This window comes from Proteiniphilum sp. LBM24028, assembly GCF_056629195.1.
The window spans coordinates 245,860-263,056 of the sequence record NZ_CM152817.1 but is presented as its reverse complement, the minus strand read 5'-3'; the positions used below and the strand labels follow the sequence as shown (position 1 = coordinate 263,056).

The 17,197-nt window shown below is 46.8% G+C and carries 15 protein-coding genes; 9 read left to right on the top strand and 6 right to left on the bottom strand.

Annotation, left to right across the window (positions count from 1 at the left end):
- Positions 1 to 6 precede the first annotated feature (6 nt).
- Positions 7 to 1,032: a Holliday junction branch migration DNA helicase RuvB gene (gene ruvB, locus AC1HCU_RS01000; protein WP_480370968.1), complete on the bottom strand. Its 1,026-nt coding sequence runs from the start codon at positions 1,030 to 1,032 to the stop codon at positions 7 to 9.
- A gap of 21 nt (positions 1,033 to 1,053) precedes the next feature.
- Complete coding sequence (gene queG / locus AC1HCU_RS00995) at positions 1,054 to 1,986, bottom strand: tRNA epoxyqueuosine(34) reductase QueG (RefSeq protein WP_480367971.1); 933 nt, start codon at positions 1,984 to 1,986, stop codon at positions 1,054 to 1,056.
- Between the two features lie 110 nt (positions 1,987 to 2,096).
- On the opposite strand from queG, the gene AC1HCU_RS00990 reads away from it, so the two are divergent.
- From AC1HCU_RS00990 to AC1HCU_RS00980, 3 genes are read left to right on the top strand one after another with little or no spacing between them, the layout of a single operon-like run.
- Positions 2,097 to 3,587: a lipopolysaccharide biosynthesis protein gene (locus tag AC1HCU_RS00990; protein WP_480367969.1), complete on the top strand. Its 1,491-nt coding sequence runs from the start codon at positions 2,097 to 2,099 to the stop codon at positions 3,585 to 3,587.
- Positions 3,584 to 4,480 (top strand): FkbM family methyltransferase, encoded by an 897-nt coding sequence (locus tag AC1HCU_RS00985; protein WP_321721955.1) that lies wholly within the window; start codon positions 3,584 to 3,586, stop codon positions 4,478 to 4,480. The genes AC1HCU_RS00990 and AC1HCU_RS00985 overlap by 4 nt, the downstream gene beginning before the upstream one ends.
- On the top strand, positions 4,470 to 5,381 hold the full coding sequence (locus AC1HCU_RS00980) for a glycosyltransferase family 2 protein (RefSeq protein WP_480367967.1): 912 nt from the start codon (positions 4,470 to 4,472) through the stop codon (positions 5,379 to 5,381). Before AC1HCU_RS00985 ends, AC1HCU_RS00980 begins: the two co-directional genes overlap by 11 nt.
- Here the strand turns inward: AC1HCU_RS00980 and rnr are convergent.
- On the bottom strand, positions 5,368 to 7,512 hold the full coding sequence (gene rnr / locus AC1HCU_RS00975; protein WP_480367965.1) for a ribonuclease R: 2,145 nt from the start codon (positions 7,510 to 7,512) through the stop codon (positions 5,368 to 5,370). The genes AC1HCU_RS00980 and rnr overlap by 14 nt on opposite strands.
- Before the next feature lie 104 nt (positions 7,513 to 7,616).
- On the opposite strand from rnr, the gene AC1HCU_RS00970 reads away from it, so the two are divergent.
- The 6 genes from AC1HCU_RS00970 to AC1HCU_RS00945 all read left to right on the top strand — a co-directional run bounded on the left by AC1HCU_RS00970 (position 7,617) and on the right by AC1HCU_RS00945 (position 14,221).
- Entirely contained in the window at positions 7,617 to 8,645 is a 1,029-nt protein-coding gene (locus AC1HCU_RS00970) for an NAD-dependent epimerase/dehydratase family protein (protein ID WP_480367962.1), read from the top strand.
- A gap of 162 nt (positions 8,646 to 8,807) precedes the next feature.
- Positions 8,808 to 9,527, top strand: coding sequence for a 4-hydroxy-tetrahydrodipicolinate reductase (dapB, locus tag AC1HCU_RS00965; protein WP_480367960.1), 720 nt, complete (start codon positions 8,808 to 8,810; stop codon positions 9,525 to 9,527).
- 21 nt (positions 9,528 to 9,548) lie between these two features.
- Entirely contained in the window at positions 9,549 to 11,018 is a 1,470-nt protein-coding gene (locus tag AC1HCU_RS00960; RefSeq protein ID WP_480367957.1) for a S26 family signal peptidase, read from the top strand.
- Complete coding sequence (locus AC1HCU_RS00955) at positions 10,979 to 11,638, top strand: WbqC family protein (protein ID WP_480367954.1); 660 nt, start codon at positions 10,979 to 10,981, stop codon at positions 11,636 to 11,638. Before AC1HCU_RS00960 ends, AC1HCU_RS00955 begins: the two co-directional genes overlap by 40 nt.
- A gap of 47 nt (positions 11,639 to 11,685) precedes the next feature.
- Positions 11,686 to 13,227, top strand: coding sequence for a glutamate--tRNA ligase (gltX, locus tag AC1HCU_RS00950; protein WP_480367952.1), 1,542 nt, complete (start codon positions 11,686 to 11,688; stop codon positions 13,225 to 13,227).
- Positions 13,220 to 14,221 carry a Stealth CR1 domain-containing protein gene (locus tag AC1HCU_RS00945; protein WP_480367949.1) on the top strand — a complete coding sequence of 334 codons (1,002 nt, stop codon included), beginning with the start codon at positions 13,220 to 13,222 and terminating at the stop codon, positions 14,219 to 14,221. The genes gltX and AC1HCU_RS00945 overlap by 8 nt, the downstream gene beginning before the upstream one ends.
- A gap of 6 nt (positions 14,222 to 14,227) precedes the next feature.
- On the opposite strand, the gene AC1HCU_RS00940 is transcribed toward AC1HCU_RS00945, so the two are convergent.
- The 3 genes from AC1HCU_RS00940 to AC1HCU_RS00930 form a co-directional block, all read right to left on the bottom strand.
- Positions 14,228 to 15,034: a DUF5672 family protein gene (locus AC1HCU_RS00940; RefSeq protein ID WP_480367946.1), complete on the bottom strand. Its 807-nt coding sequence runs from the start codon at positions 15,032 to 15,034 to the stop codon at positions 14,228 to 14,230.
- Between the two features lie 66 nt (positions 15,035 to 15,100).
- The gene (locus tag AC1HCU_RS00935) at positions 15,101 to 16,045 is read right to left on the bottom strand and encodes a Stealth CR1 domain-containing protein (RefSeq protein WP_480367944.1); all 945 of its coding nucleotides are present in this window, start codon (positions 16,043 to 16,045) and stop codon (positions 15,101 to 15,103) included.
- Positions 16,032 to 17,102, bottom strand: a complete 1,071-nt coding sequence (locus tag AC1HCU_RS00930; RefSeq protein ID WP_480367942.1) for a glycosyltransferase family 4 protein — start codon at positions 17,100 to 17,102, stop codon at positions 16,032 to 16,034. The genes AC1HCU_RS00935 and AC1HCU_RS00930 overlap by 14 nt, the downstream gene beginning before the upstream one ends.
- Between the last annotated feature and the right edge of the window lie 95 nt (positions 17,103 to 17,197).

Here is a 17,197-nt window from a genome sequence, read left to right as displayed (position 1 = left end):
GAAAAATCAGAACAGCAATCCCTGCTCCTCTGTTTTTTTCCGTCCCAGATGGCGGTACGCCAGATCGGTGACCTCCCTGCCACGGGGGGTACGCTTGATGAATCCCTCCTTTATCAGGAACGGTTCATACACCTCCTCGATAGTTCCCGGATCGTCGCCCACGGCAGTCGCGATAGTAGAAATGCCGACAGGACCTCCCTTAAATTTGTCGATGATGGTGAGAAGGATCTTGTTGTCAATCTCATCCAGCCCGTGCCTGTCGATATTCAACGCTTCCAGCGCGTAAGAAGAGATGGCCTTGTCGATTTTCCCGTTCCCCTTCACCTGAGCAAAGTCACGTACACGGCGCAGCAACGCGTTTGCCACACGGGGCGTACCCCGGCTACGTGATGCAATCTCATGGGCCGCATCACCAGCGCAGGAGATCTTCAGGATGTCGGCCGATCGCAATACAATACCGGTAAGGGTATCCATGTCGTAATACTCCAGGTGCATATTGATTCCAAAACGGGCACGCAGCGGACTGGTCAGCAAGCCGCTGCGGGTAGTGGCTCCCACCAGGGTAAACGGGTTCAGGTCTATCTGAATGGAGCGGGCACTGGGTCCCTTGTCGATCAGGATGTCGATGCGGTAGTCCTCCATGGCACTGTAGAGGTATTCCTCCACCACGGGCGACAAGCGGTGAATCTCATCAATAAAGAGCACATCGTTCGTATCAAGCGAAGTGAGAATGCCTGCCAGGTCGCCCGGTTTATCGAGCACCGGACCGGAGGTAACCTTGAAGCCCACCCCCAGTTCGTTGGCGATGATGTTCGACAGGGTAGTCTTACCCAATCCGGGAGGGCCATGCAACAACACGTGATCAAGCGATTCACCACGCATGCGGGCAGCACTGACAAAGATCTTCAGGTTCTCAGTGATTTTTTCCTGTCCGCTAAACCCGCCGAAGGTGAGCGGGCGCAATGTATTTTCATACTCACGTTCGCTGTCCTGCTGGTGACGGTTGCCGTGTATGTCGAATGTTTCTTCCATCATATGCTGATACAAAAATAGCTATTTCCTGCGATTTATGGAAATAGCGGCTACATTCCGTTTTAATCCCGCAAATTTAGCCCGTTTCACGGCAGAGTGAAGAAAGGTCTCCCGGTACTCCTGCTCATCCATTGCGTCCAGCTTATCAAAGGTAAGCGACAGGAATCGCTCCGAAGGCATGAACTCCGGTGTTGCATGCGGTACCGCTCCACGGTTCCAGGGGCATACCTTCTGACAGATGTCGCAGCCATAGACGTTGTTTCGCAGGTTCGGTACAATATCGGGAGCGATCTCTTCCTTGTTTTCGATGGTCTGGTAGGAGATGCACTTGTTGGCATTCACCCGGTAGGGTCTCTCAATGGCGCCCGTGGGACAGGAGGTAAGGCATCGGCGACAGTCGCCGCAGTTCTCCGAAACGGGGCTGTCATAATCCAGCTCCAGGCTGATAATCAGTTCGCCCAGAAAGAAGTAGGACCCCTTACCAGGAATAATAAGCAGGGTATTTTTACCCACAAACCCGATACCTGCCTGTGCTGCCCAGAAACGTTCCAGCACGGGAGCAGAGTCGGAAAAATATCTGCCCGTCGCCTCCGGAAAACGGGTTTTGATCCAGTCGAACAGACTGCCCAGTTTCTCCCGCATCACCTCGTGATAATCTTTCCCGTAGGCATAATAGGCAAACTGGGGCACCTTTCCCGGGAGCTTCACGCACGGGTAGTAGTTCAGTGCCACTGAGATGATTGAGCGGGCACCCTCCACCAGCAGGCGGGGGTCGACCCGCTTGTCGATATTGCGCTCCAGGTACGCCATGCCGCCCTGGCAGTGATCCCTGATCCACTCCATATAACGGGCCTCCTCGCCACTGTTGACAGCACGGCAAATGCCACAGGCATCGAAGCCCAAAGCAAGTGCCTGCTGTTTTATTTCTTCCGAGAATGTTATCTCATCGTGCATGATGATTCAAACGTACGAAAAAAATCTCTTTCCAGCAATATTTCTCTACCCCAACCGTAAACTTCTCAAAGATCAAACTCTTCCCGTAAAAAATAAAAATATGAATTAAGTTGCGTATTTTTGCCGGAATAAACAGGAACTTTCAACCTCTGATGGCGGAATCAACGTTAAAACATAAAACCACCGTATCTCTTTTCTGGAGCTTTGCCGATAAGTTCGGGCAGCAAATCATTAATCTGGGTACCGGCATTATCCTGATGAGAATCCTGGACCCGGCAGAATACGGGCTCATAGGGGCCCTGGCCATTTTCATCGCTTTCTCCGGCATTCTCATCGACAGCGGCTTTACCCGCGCGCTACTGAACAGAAAAACAATCTCACCGGCCGAATACAGTACAGTTTTTTATTTCAATATGGGGCTGGCCATTCTGCTATACCTGATCCTGTTCGCAGCGGCCCCGTTACTGGCAGAATTATTCCACGATCCCCGGATAGAGGCAGTATCCAAAATTCTCTTCCTCTCCCTGCTATTCAATGCTGCCGGTATTATCCAGCAAACGCTGCTTATTCGGAAAGCCGATTTCAGGGGGATGACCAAAGTAAATATGACGGCATTGCTCATTGCAGGGACGGTTGCCATTGTGATGGCATTCTCCGGCTACGGTGTTTGGGCGCTGGTCGTGCAAACGCTGCTATATGCCTTCTTCCGCTCCCTCTTCCTTTGGTTTTATTCAAAATGGACACCTCTGAAAGTCTTTAGTATCAAGCTGCTCCGCTCATTCTCCGGACTTAGCAACAAGCTGCTGCTGGCATCGCTCATCAGTGCCGTTTTCAACAATATATATCCAAGCATCATTGCCTTCTTTTACCCGAATTCTATGAAACAGGTGGGTTATTACAGCCAGGCCAACAAGTACCAGGAGATCCCGTTCGGTATTCTTTCCAATACCTACCGTCAGGTATCCATGCTTGTTCTTCCCGAAATCAATGAACAGACAGAGCGTCTGAAAAGAGTGGTGAGCAAAATGATCAAATCACTTGCATTCCTCTCCTTTCCCATTGGTTTTCTGATGATACTGATTGCCGAGCCGGGGTTTATCTTTCTGTTCAAAGAAAAATGGCTGCCTGCTGTTCCCTATTTCCAGGTGTTGTGTCTTGCCGGAGTAGTCTCTCCCTTTGCTTTCGTGATGAACGAATTATTTATAGCCAGGGAGAAGGCAAACTACTTCCTCGGCATGGAGATAATCAAACGGGTGGTCCTGATCCTGCTGATCGCCCTGCTTTTCCGTTACGGAATCATGGGCCTGGCTGCCAGCTGGGTGATCTATACATGGCTCACCCTGGCCATCTCCCTGGTCCTGACCCGCAAGCTGATCGGATATACACCGGCCGATTTTTTCAAAGACGCCTTTCCTTATGCGATACTGGCCTTTATAAGTGTGGCAGCAGGATATCTTATCACCCTTCGCATTCATCAGGATTTGTTATTCCTGCTGATAAACATCGTCGGAACAAGCCTGTTATACCTGCTGCTATGTAGCCTATGTAAACTGGAGATGACCCGGGAGATCGGACAATGGTTAACCAGCAAAAAAAGATGAGAAAAATAATTGAAAAGCTTAGCTACAAAACTCGTTCGCGATGGAACGCATGGTTTCACCAGAGAAAAAAACAAAAAATACGGCGGCGTATCCTGTCGCATTTTGCACAGCATCCGCCACAGGATCATGAACTACAGGAGGCTGTCGGTTATCTTTCGAAACATACGTTATCTACTTTTTACGGAACCTTTCAGGATAAATATCATGCAGATCAGGTAATCGTGCATACAGACACGTCCAACGGCTTGCCCTATGTGATAACGGAGGGAAAGAGACTTTACTTCAAACGTTCATTTAACAAGCGTACCGTACAACTGCTTTACAACATCTTGTGCGTGGAGCAGGACAGGGATGCCCCTCATTGTTATACCGATCCTGCTTTCGGGATAAATGAAGGAGATATATTGGCGGACGTGGGCTGTGCCGAAGGTTACTTTTCACTGCTTCATATTGAAAAATTGAAAACGACCTACCTCTTTGAACAGGACCGTGAATGGATTGAAGCGTTGGAAGCAACATTTTCCCCATGGAAAGAGAAGGTGATCATCGTTCCCGCTTTTGTCTCAGACAAAGACGACAATGAGCATGTCAGTCTCGACAATTTTTTCCTGCAAATATCCGGGAAACCCGTTTTTTATAAAATTGATGTAGAGGGTGCCGAAGCATCCGTATTGAAAGGGATGAACAGGCTGCTGAAAAGCACGACGGCAAAAATAGCTCTGTGTACCTACCATCACAAGGAAGATTTTGATGTTTTCAGCCGTTTTTTCGAGGCCAGCGGCTTCCGTCAACGTGCCAATCCGGGCCTTATGATTTATCAGAATGATCTCGATCATATGGACCCTCCTTTTTTTCGTAAATGTCTGATCAAAGCCATGAATTATGAAGTCTGAATCTGTTCGCCCCATGTCTTCGGTTTGCGTCATCGTCGTTTCTTACAACTTCGTACCGTGGATTCACCGGTGTTTACCCTCCATAGAGGCTTCACTCCTCCCGGCAACCGTTATGGTGATCGACAACGGCTCAACCGATGAGACCTGCCGGATAATCAGGGACAACTACCCGGGTGTGGAACTGACTGAGACACATCGGAACCTGGGTTTCGGAAAGGCCAATAATATCGGCATACAACGGGCCTTGGAAAGAGGGTTCGATTATGTGTTCCTGCTTAACCAGGATGCATGGATTGAACCGGATACCCTGGTGAAGCTGGTGGATGCAGCCGAAAAGAATAGTCAATACGGGATATTGTCGCCGGTGCATCTAAATGGAAAAGGCAGTGCCACCGACTTCGGTTTCTCGAAATATACAGGGATAAAAAACAGGGAGGAGGCCATGCTGCTTACGGATGAAGTTACTCCCTATCCATTTATCAATGCTGCCATGTGGCTGATTCCCCTTGACGTGATCAGAAAGACGGGGGGGTTTGCACCAATCTTCGTCCACTACGGTGAAGATCGCAATTGGGTACTTCGAATGCAAAAAAAAGGCTATAGGCTGGGGTTGGTGAAATGGGCATTTGGATACCACGACCGGGAAGCACGCCCGGTGAGTCGTAAAAAATATTTCTACAGCGAATATGTTTACTTTTTAACCGAGGCCGTAAACCCGTTTTACTCTCTCCCCAAAGCGATGGCATACAGCTTCCTGGCCGCCGTAAAAAAGGCAGGTCAGGCATTGTTTTCGGGTAAAATAACAAATTGCATTGCCTACTTCGGCATCACACTCCGTTTGTGCGTAAAATGCATCGCCATTCTGCGGACCCGCAGGGAAACCCGGATTACGCGAAAATGAAATCAAGCTGTTTCCTGTCAAGATTGGCCCGTGCCACCTGAATTGAGACGGGCTGTCCCAGACGATATTCCCGTTTTTTGCGCCTTCCCACAAGCCGGTAGTTCTTCTCGTCCAGCTCATAGAAGTCATCGTCCAGCTCCCGAATAGGAATCATACCCTCACATTTGTTTTCGTTGATCTCCACGTAAATACCCCATTCGGTTACACCGGAGATCACGCCGTCGTACACTTTGCCGATCTTATCGGACATGAACTCTACCTGTTTGTATTTGATGGAGTCACGTTCGGCATTGGCCGCAATCTGCTCCATTTCCGAACAGTGTTTACATTCGCTCTCCAGCGGACTCTGCTCCACACTTTTCCCGCCATCGAGATAACGTTCCAGCAGCCGGTGCACCATCATATCAGGATATCTACGGATGGGCGAGGTGAAATGGGTATAATATTCGAATGCCAGGCCATAATGCCCCACATTCTTGGTGGAATAGATTGCTTTCGACATCGTGCGGATGGCAATTGTCTCCACCAGATTCTCTTCCGGACGGCCCTGCACTTTGTCCAGCAGGGAATTGATGCTCTTGGCAACCTCCGTTTTGGTACCGTCCTGCTTGATCTTATGACCAAAGCGAAGGATAAATGTGTTCAATGTATCCAGCTTTTCCGGATCAGGCACATCGTGGATGCGATAGACAAATGCCCTGGCTTTCCTGCCCCTGGGCACTTTTCCGATGGCCTCGGCAACGGTCTTGTTGGCCAGCAGCATAAACTCCTCAATGAGGTGATTGGCCTCTTTCGACTCCTTGAAATAAACTCCCAGGGGCTTTCCCTTTTCATCGAGATTGAATTTCACCTCATACCGCTCAAAATTGATCGCTCCATTGGCAAACCTTTTCTCCCGCAACTGCTTTGCCAGATTGTTCAATTGAAGTATCTCGTTGGAGAAATCACCCTTCTCCGTCTCGATAATGGTCTGGGCGTCCTCGTAAGTAAGACGGCTGTCCGACTTGATCACCGTACGCACAATCTGCGACTTTTTGATCTCAGCCTTCTCGTTCAGCTGAAAGATAACCGAAAAACATAATTTCTCTTCCTGAGGCCGCAATGAACATAATCCGTTGCTCAACCGCTCCGGCAACATGGGAATGGTTCTGTCGACCAGGTAAATGGAAGTAGCCCTGTTTTCCGCTTCCCGGTCCACCAGGTCTCCCGGCTTCACATAGTGTGTCACATCGGCAATGTGAACCCCCACCTCCCACAGGAAGGGAGAAATTGCGCGGATGGAAAGGGCATCGTCGAAGTCCTTCGCATCCTTCGGGTCTATGGTGATGGTGAACACATCACGAAAGTCCTCCCGCTTTTCAATCTCTTTCTCTTCGATCTTTTCAGAAATCTGCTCTGCAAACTTCTCCACATCTTCAGGATATTTATACGGCAGGTCGTACTGTGCAAGGATGGCGTGCATCTCGGTATCGTTTTGACCGGGCTTGCCCAGAATGTCGATCACCTTGCCAACCGGATTATTTGCTTTCTCGGGCCATTCCACAATCTCCACGACCACTTTGTCGCCGTTGCGGGCACCGAGGAGGTCTTCCTTCGGAATGAAAATATCGTTCGAGAGGTATTTGTTGTCCATCACCAGGAAAGCAAAATGTTTCTGCACTTCCAACACTCCTACAAAACGGCTTTGGGTATGTTCCAGTATCTCGATTACCGTACCCTCCGTGTCGGCACGTTTGCGCTTGGCCAGCAGTTGTACGCGCACCCGGTCGCCATTCATGGCATGCTTGCTGTTCCGTTCCGGTATGTAGATGATATTTCCGTCATCATCGGGTACGAAAAAGTTTTTACCGTTACTTCTTCTCTCAAAACGGCCTTCAAGCATCAGCCCCCTGTTATTAATGCGGTAACGCCCACGGGACGTCTCCAGCAGCAGGTCATCATCACGAAGCTTGTCGAGCACCTTGATCAGCACGCGTCGTCCCTCTTCGCCACGGACATTTAATGCCGCTGCAATCTGTTTATAATTAAATTGTTTATCGTTATTTTCGTTAAGAAAACTGATGATGGAAGCAGAAAGGTCCTTCTTCCGGAGTTTCGGCGCAGTAGTATCTGCATTCACTTTGTTGCTCATATTCTGTGTGTTTCTATCTAAAACAAAAAAATGACGTTTTAGTTATCGCAAAGTAATAAAAAAAAACGATTCTTTCTGAAGTTATCCTTATTTTTGTCCGGAGAATGAAAAGAGACAACATGAACGGGAAAAAAGTATTGATCACCGGTGCAAGTGGCTTTATCGGCAGTACCGCCGTGGACAAGGCGCTGGAACTGGGATATGAAACCTGGGCGGGAATACGTGCCACCAGCAGTCGTCGTTACCTGCAGGATGAACGGATACGGTTCATTGACTTGTATTATGGAGACAAGAAAAAGCTTAAGGAGCAACTCCGCCAGTTCAGGGATAAACATGGACGCTTCGATCATGTGATACATATTGCAGGGTTGACCAAGGCATTGCGCAAGCCGGATTTCGACCGGGTCAATTATCTTTACACGCGTAATCTGGCAGAGGCGCTCATGGAGACAGACAGCCTCGCTGACTCGTTTGTGCTGATGAGTTCCCTCGGCGTCATGGGCACAGGCGACGAGACCGGTTATACACCCATTGGAGCGGATCACATCCCCAATCCCAATACTGCTTATGGTAAAAGTAAACTGAAAGCCGAAAATTATCTGAAGAGCCTCACCGGCTTCCCCTGGCTGATATTACGCCCTACAGGTGTATACGGCCCGCGCGACAGCGACTATCTGATCCTGATGAAGACGGTTAAGAACGGATTGGCTGTAGGTGCCGGACTTCGGAAACAGATGCTCTCTTTCATCTATAGCGATGATCTTGTACGTGTCATTTTCACACTCATAGAAAAAGGTATTCGCCAAAAAGAATATCATGTGGCCGATGGTGACTGCTATACCGACAGTGAATTCAATGCCCTTGTGCAACGGGCGTTGCGCAGAAAGCATGTGGTCAGGTTCAAGGTTCCCCTCTTCCTCGTCAGTCTTGCCGCCTTTGTATGCGAGAAGGGAGGAGCACTTCTGGGGAGCGCAACGACCCTCAACACCGACAAATACAGGATCATGAAACAACGCAACTGGACTTGTGACATTGCTCCCTTGCAGTCTGACATTGACTTTGTGCCCGTATACAGGCTGGAAGAAGGGGTAAATAAGACGGTGGCCTGGTACCGGGAGCAGGGATGGCTCTGAATGACCTGCGCAGCAGGACAATCATTGCGATTTTGCTGCATCTGTAGGGTAAATCAACCAATTTTTGTACTTTTGCTCCCGAATGATCTCTATGCAGAATTTTGCAGATCATTCTCAGGCATGTAAATGGTTGCATGCTCATTTCTCGATAATAAGACCAACATGAAGATTGCACTGATCGGTTACGGCAAAATGGGGCATGAGATTGAAAGAATTGCCCTTGAGAGGGGACATGAGGTGGTGTGCACCATCGACATCCACGAAGATGAAAAATTTGATTCTCCGGCATTCAGTAGTGCCGAAGTAGCGATTGAGTTTACCTCGCCTGACAGTGCCCTGCAAAACTATAGGCGGGCATTTGCAGCCGGTGTGCCGGTTGTTTCGGGTACCACGGGGTGGCTGAAGCACTTGCCCGAGATCAGGGAAGCCTGTGAAAAAGAAGGTAAAACCTTCTTTTACGCATCGAACTTCAGCTTGGGTGTAAATATCTTTTTTGCCCTGAACAACTATCTGGCCAGAATAATGAATCAATTCCCTGCCTATGATGTGCGCATGGAAGAGACGCACCACATCCACAAGCTGGATGCCCCCAGCGGTACAGCCATCACACTGGCTGAAGGGATACTGGAACATATCGACAGAAAAGAAAAATGGGTACTGGACAAGACCGACAAGGCCGGTGAGCTCTCTATCAAAGCCTTCCGTGAAGGTGAGGTGCCAGGCATCCACAGCGTCATTTATGAATCGGAGGCCGATAGCATCCGCATCACTCACGACGCCAACAGCAGAAGGGGGTTCGCCCTGGGTGCCGTACTGGCAGCGGAATTTACCAGGGGAAGGAGCGGCTTTCTGGGGATGAAGGATATGCTCGACTTTTTGTAAAAAATATACAATAAATAAACAATGAGACTCAATCAACGATTTTCGAATGCCACGCGCCGCCAATGGATTTGGTTTGCCGTGTGGGTGGCAGCAACCATACTGTTCTCCCTTTGGGCGGATTCTCTGTGGATACTACTCTTCATCTTCCTTTTTCTTGATATCTACATCACTAAATTCGTACCTTGGGGATTTTGGAAAAAGTCGAAGAACAATGCGTTCCGCAAAACAATGGAATGGGTGGACGCAATTGTCTTTGCACTGATCGCCGTCTATTTTATCAACACCTTCTTCTTCCAAAACTATCAGATCCCCACCTCGTCGCTTGAGAAATCGCTGCTTGTGGGCGACTTTCTGGCGGTGAGTAAACTCAGCTACGGGCCAAGGGCGCCCATCACACCGCTCTCATTTCCTCTGGCGCAGCACACAATGCCCATCGTGGGCGGTAAATCCTATATTGAGAAGCCACAGTGGAAATACAACCGTTTGAAAGGATTCGGGGAAGTGAAAAGGAACGACATCGTGGTGTTCAACTTTCCTACCGGTGACACGGTGGCACTGAAGCAGCAGGGAATAGATTTTTATTCGCTCTCCAAGTCTAACCCCAATGGTAGTGCTGGTGTGCGCGCCGACAAGCGCATCTACGGCGATATTGTCTATCGTCCGGTGGACCGACGGGAGAATTATGTAAAAAGGTGTATCGGCCTTCCCGGTGAAACCATTGAACTGAGAGGCGACACTGTCTATATTGACGACCTTCTTTTGCCCAATCCACGTCTTTCACAACACAACTACCTGATTCATACAGACGGGACACAAATATCGGCGGAGCTGTTCGAAGAACTGGGTATCAATAAAGCCGATCATTATACACAGGATGGATACGGACAAATTGTCTCCCGTTCACAGGATCTAACCGGCGTGGACAGCCTGAGCATGGCACTCTTCGGATTGCAGCAGCGTAATGGCAATAACGGCAGGATTTACTTCAGCATACCTATGACGGAAGGAATGGTGACCGCAATGAAAAAGAAGCCTTTCGTATGGGATGTGATCAAGGAGAAGGAACAACCTGGAACGAGTTATTACTATCCCTTAAATTATGAAACCGGATGGACACGTGACACCTTTGGACCGCTATGGATACCAAAAAAAGGAGAAACTCTTAGATTCGATTCCAATGTGGATTTTAAGGTAGCAGCTTATGAACGTTGCATCAAAAATTACGAAGGGAACGATTTTGCATACCGTGACGGAAAAGTATATATCAACGGCACGGAGACTGAATCTTACACATTCAAATTCGACTATTACTTCATGATGGGTGATAATCGTCATAATTCTGCCGACTCGCGTGTATGGGGCTTTGTGCCTGAAGATCATATCGTGGGCAGACCCATCCTGATCTGGCTCTCGCTGGAAAAGGACAAAGGCTGGTTCAACGGGAAAATACGATGGAAGAGGTTGTTCCGAAGTGCAAAAATACCGGCGTGAGTACACCGGGGAATCCGGTGACACCTCTTCTCACCTCCTGCTATCTGGCGCCCGTAGAATATTACAGCGCGCTCTTCAGAGCAGAGAATGCCCTCATTGAGATACATGGCAACTACGCGAAGCAGTCATACAGCAACCGGTGCAGGATTGCAGGTGCAACCGGAATCCTTGCATTGAGTATTCCGGTTGAAAAACCTTCGTCACTGAAATGTAAAATGAAGGATATCCGGATTGCAGAACATGGCAACTGGCAACATCTGCACTGGAATGCCATACTTTCTGCCTATGGTTCCACTCCCTATTTTCAATATTATGAAGATGACTTCAGGCCGTTATACGAAAAAAAAACTGTCTTTTTACATGACTTCAATGAACAGCTGCGCATGCTTGTATGCCGACTCATCGGCATAGAAACAGAAGTCTCATATACCGGTTCCTATTTACAGAAGCCAGCGGCCCATTTTTTCGACTTGCGTGAAAGCATTCATCCAAAGCGGATATCGAATTATCAATCAACACCCTACTATCAGGTTTTCGCCAATGAACAGGGTTTCGTGAATAACCTCAGTATCATTGACTTGTTATTCAACATGGGAAATGAATCCCGGCTATACCTCTGAATTTAACAATATTATCTATCTTTACACAAAATCAATCATCTATCAGTATGCATCAAAAAAGAAGAGTAAGATTTGCACCCAGCCCCACCGGGCCGCTACATATCGGAGGTGTTCGCACCGCACTGTATAATTATCTCTACACAAAACAACAGGGCGGGGATTTCATTCTCAGGATCGAAGACACCGATTCCTCGAGATTCGTTCCGGGAGCCGAGGATTATATTCAGGAAACATTCAACTGGTTGGGACTAGTCTTTGACGAAAGCCCCGAAAAGGGAGGTACCTATGGCCCCTACCGACAGTCGGAACGAAAAGATATCTACAAAAAATATGTAGATTATTTACTTGAGAAAGGAGCTGCCTATATAGCTTTCGATACGCCGGAGGAGCTGGATGCCAAAAGATCGGAAATTCCCAATTTTCAGTACGATGCCTCTACCCGGGAAGGAATGCGTAACTCTCTTACGCTGCCGGAATTGGAAACACAATCACTTATCAACAATGGGACTCAATATGTTGTACGTATCAAGGTAGTACCGGGAGAGGATATCCTGGTGAATGACATGATCAGGGGAGAGGTGGTTATTAATTCCTCCGTACTCGATGATAAGGTAATCTATAAATCGGCCGATGAGTTGCCAACCTATCATCTGGCCAATGTGGTGGATGACCGTCTGATGGAGATCACTCATGTAATCAGGGGAGAGGAGTGGCTTCCCTCTGCACCATTGCATGTATGGCTTTACAGAAGCCTGGAATGGGAAGAGCATATGCCGCAGTTTGCTCACCTTCCGCTGCTTTTGAAACCTGACGGGAAAGGCAAGCTGAGCAAAAGGGACGGCGACCGGCTTGGATTTCCAGTATTTCCGCTGGAATGGGTAGACCCTGTTTCGGGAGAAGTTTCATCGGGGTATCGGGAGACAGGATATCTGCCCGATGCAGTCATCAACTTTCTTGCATTTCTGGGATGGAACCCCGGTACTGAGCAGGAGATATTCTCTCTTGATGAGCTGGTTCGGGCTTTCTCGTTCGACCGTTGCAGCAAAAGTGGCGCGAAGTTTGATGTGGAGAAGGCCAAATGGTACAATCACCAGTACATCCTTAGAATGGCAGACGATAAGTTGGCAGAATTATTCGAGCCAGTTCTTGAAGCAAAGGGAATCAGGGCTCCACGTGAAAAAGTTGCCGAAATAGTATCACTGGTAAAAGAACGGGTTCACTTTGTCAATGAGCTGTGGGATCAGGTTGCCTATTTCTTTACGGCTCCCGACAGCTATGACGAAAAAACGGTTCGCAAACGTTGGAAACAGGATACACCGGAACATATGCGTCAGCTTGCCGGACTGATACGGCAGATGGACGATTTCTCGGCCGAGAACCAGGAAAACATTGTAATGGAGTGGATTCAGAAAAACGGGCTGCACACCGGGAATATCATGAATGCTTTTCGCCTTGCAATTGTGGGGGAAGGAAAAGGGCCCCACATCTTCCACATCACGAAGATAATAGGAAAAGAGGAGACCATTGAGCGTCTTGAGAGGGCAGTATCTCTTCTGGGAGAAAATGAGGAAACATTCAAGCATGAGTAAAATGGATATCGATTTTGTAATTACCTGGGTCGACATGAACGATCCGAAATGGAAAGCCGATTTTGCGAAATATACGGGGAAAATCGATAACTCAAAAAATGAGGTTTCGGAAGCCCGTTTCAGGGATCACGGCTTTTTAAAATACTGGTTCCGGGGAGTGGAACAATTTGCTCCCTGGGTGAGAAAGATACATTTTGTGACCTGCGGGCAAAAGCCTGAATGGTTAAATATAAATCACCCCAAACTATCGCTGATAGACCATTCTGACTATATACCCGCTAAATTTCTGCCTGTATTCAACTCCTCTTTGATTGAGATATATTTGCATAAGATTCCCGGACTGACTGATCATTTTGTCTATTTCAACGACGATTTTTTCATCATCGACCATCTCTCCGCAGATCGTTTTTTTACCGGGGGTCTGCCCAACGACATAGCTGCATTCCGGCATAATTCGGGTATTGGCTTATGGTCTAAATGTCTGAAAAACAATATTCGCATTATCAATGAGCGGTTCGACAAGAAAACGGTACAGAAACGGGATCATCACAAATGGTTCCACCCCTCCTATGGGAAAAAAAGTAATCTGACACGATTGCTGAAACCATACAGTAAATTTGTAACACTTATTACCCCGCACAATGCACAACCCTATCTGAAATCGACCTTCGAAGAGGTGTGGGAATATGCAGGGGATAAGCTTGCCGCGGTTTCGGAAAACCGCTTTCGCAGTTCCGAAGATTACACACAGGAGTTGTTCAGGGCCTGGCAGATATGCCGGTCCCACTTTGAGCCCTACAACACCTATCGTGACACCAAGATGTTCCCTTTGGTGCTAAGATCAAAGCAGGCCATAGAAGCCATTTACAATCAGAAATACAAGCTTATCTGTCTGAACGACAACGCACACATCGTAAACTACGAAAAGGTGATGCAGGAGCTGGAGAAAGCTTTTGAAACAATTTTACCGGAGAAGTCCGGCTTTGAATTGTGAACTGATTTATTCGGTTTTCATATAAGGAATATGATCCCGCCAAAAGACAGGATCATGTACCAGGGGGGCATGACATCCAAATGGCAATTGCTTATTCATGATGTCATAGGCAAAAGAGGGATGATTTTCCAGAGAAAATCTACAGGCCTCGCGCCAGACCGGTTTTGTGAATTTTTCGTACAATTGGGGTCCTTCGATACTCCAAAAAACATCTTCGTTGTATAATGCTCGTTTGGAAAGTTGTTTTTCTAAATAGAGGTTTAATATGGGTCTCGCCTCGTCCGATTCAAGTATTTTTATAAAAGTATCAATCCTGCGTAATGACAGCCCGCCGTTGCCTACATTATTATAATGTCTTACCTTGTTCCTCAAACGGGATGAAAATATCCATGGAAATATATCGACTGCCTGCAAATATATTTTTGCCTTCTTTATTTTATGAGGCCTGAGCCATGGTGCTCCTATATAATCGTAATTTTTATTACACCAATACTGAAGGTCGGGTTTAAATAAATAAGCATCGGTCTGATGTATCAGCATGTATTTATAATTGCTAAACCGTTTATAGAAATCCAGGCAGAGCATCAGCCTGTTGTAACCTAATTTCCCGACAAAAAAATGATTTTCAAATCTTTCGATCGAGAAATTTGAAAACACAGCGAAACTTTTATCAATGGTAAAAGAATCGGGCATGATAAAGACCTTCTTCATACCCGGTGTCATTGCGACAGCCTGCTTTATTACAATTATATCATTCTTCTCCAGCGGCTTATAAACCGGGATAATTATTATGCAATCTTCAATATTATGCATGAATTTTTAATGATGCTATTCTAAAGGATTTCTTTTAATTTTTATTCCCGGCTACTCTCTGTTAACTTAACGTTCAAAGGAAGATTTCTCAGGAAAGAGCGTCGAGAGGAAAGGCTCCACCCTTTCTCTGTCGGCGTCGGTAGCATGATGGCTGTCGTTCAGGCAAAAGAGAACCGGCTGATATGTACGAATAAATTCCATGAAATCGGGCTTGTGCAGACGTATTCTGCAAGATTCCCTCCTGGTCACATACCGCAGCGTTCCCCTTTTCACAGCCAGAGCATAATAGAGGTAAATAATACGTTGTATGTCATCCACGCTTCTGAAATGATGGGTGATGGTGGAACCTATCTCCCGACGGAAGAGGTTATCCGAAACACGCTGATAATCAGACTTCAGATAGGAATCGATGTTGTGATGAGGTGTACCCGAATAGTATTTCCCGAGCCTTTCATCGATGAGTAAAGCAGCCCTTTCGATGGTTTTCCGGTAAATATTAGTGTGTAGTTTGAATCTCTTTCTGCATTTGTTGATCCATTTATTGGTGAAAGCACGTTGTAATCTCACAATAGGCATGCCTTCATCCGTGAAAAAGAAAGCGGGATCCACTTTTGCATTGAAAAACATATCGTCATTCGCATAGAGGAAATGCTCCGACAACCCCGCAATTTTATATAAAAAATGCTCTATAATCACTGAATTATAACAGGGTAATGCCTCAGGCGGAAGCAGTTCGCGTATGTCTACAATTTCTATTTTTTCATTTTGCTGATCGAGCCATTTTGGTATTTGTCCATCTGTAACAATGAAGATTCTGCGAATCCAGGGAGCATATTTCTCAGCTGAGCGCAGAGAATACTTCAGCTCGTTGTTATCGGCGTTGCGTGCCTTGGTGATAGCCTCGGCATTCAGATCGGTTGTTTCTCCCAGGAACTGTTTTTTTTTTGCGAGCCATTCCTGATCATTGCCATCTACCCAGAGGTAAACCAGATCAACCTCAAGCGATTTCATACAATGCTTCATATTCTTCAAAGTGTTTCTCGCTTGAAAACAACCTGGCATACTCTTTTTCTTTCTCCGCCAGGCTTTCGTTCTGATAAAATTGGGTCAGGTTTTCATCGACCAGTTGCTTCATCTCCTGCGGGTAGAAGTTATTCCAGAAATAAGCAAAGTCACCACCAATCTCCCTGAGACTGGTTTCGCGGGATGAAAAGACAGGTTTCCAAAATTGCATGGCTTCAATCACAGGCAAGCCAAAACCCTCCAACAGAGAAGGGAAGAAAAAAGCTTCACAGTGCTGGTACATCCATATCTTCTCTCTATGCGACACGGGTCCTCTCAGAGTAACATTATGGATATGTTCATTCTTGATGCGCTCTTTGATATATCTGGCGTAGCTATTCTGTTTCACATCTGCCTTCATACCTACGATGTAAAGATGTTTTTCTGGCATCAGTTTCATCATATCAAGCAATACGTGGAAGTTTTTTTTCTTATGAATAATGCCCATTGTAAAGAAAAAAGGCTCTCGGATTTGGTGATCGGGTTTCAGCGCCTGATCCTTATCGAGCAAAGTCACCTTGTTGTAGATCACCCTACATTGCTTCTCATTCAATTGAAGATTACGCTCCACCTCGCTTTTTGTAAAATTGGAAATGCAAACAATCTCATTGGCCCGATGGATTTTTTTTTGCATTTTCCTGTATCTCCGCTCCCTGGCACCGGCGGTTTTCTCGTAGAGGAAATTCAGATCATGTATGGTCAGTATGAATTTGGTATTCCGCCAGATGGGCCTAAATCGACTTAATTGATGAATGGAGTGCCAGATATCATATTTAGGAAAAAGAAAACGGACATGTTTCCGGATGATATTTGTAGAGGAGATATAGTGTACCTCCTCCCCAAAGAGGCCAAAATATTTCTTAGGCAACAGTAAAGTCAATTCGTAGGGAGCATCTTCTTTTTTATAATGATCTCTGAAATAGATACCGTAACTCAGGGCTATTTGTCCCAATCCCGAATAAATATTTTTAAGTGAAGAGAGATCAACAAGTAGTCGTTTTTTCATATTTAAACCGAAAATATAATTAACTTTGCGTATTTGTCACTTACAGGCAACAAGCTACAAAAGTAGCTGATTTAATTCAATTACGAAAACCCGGA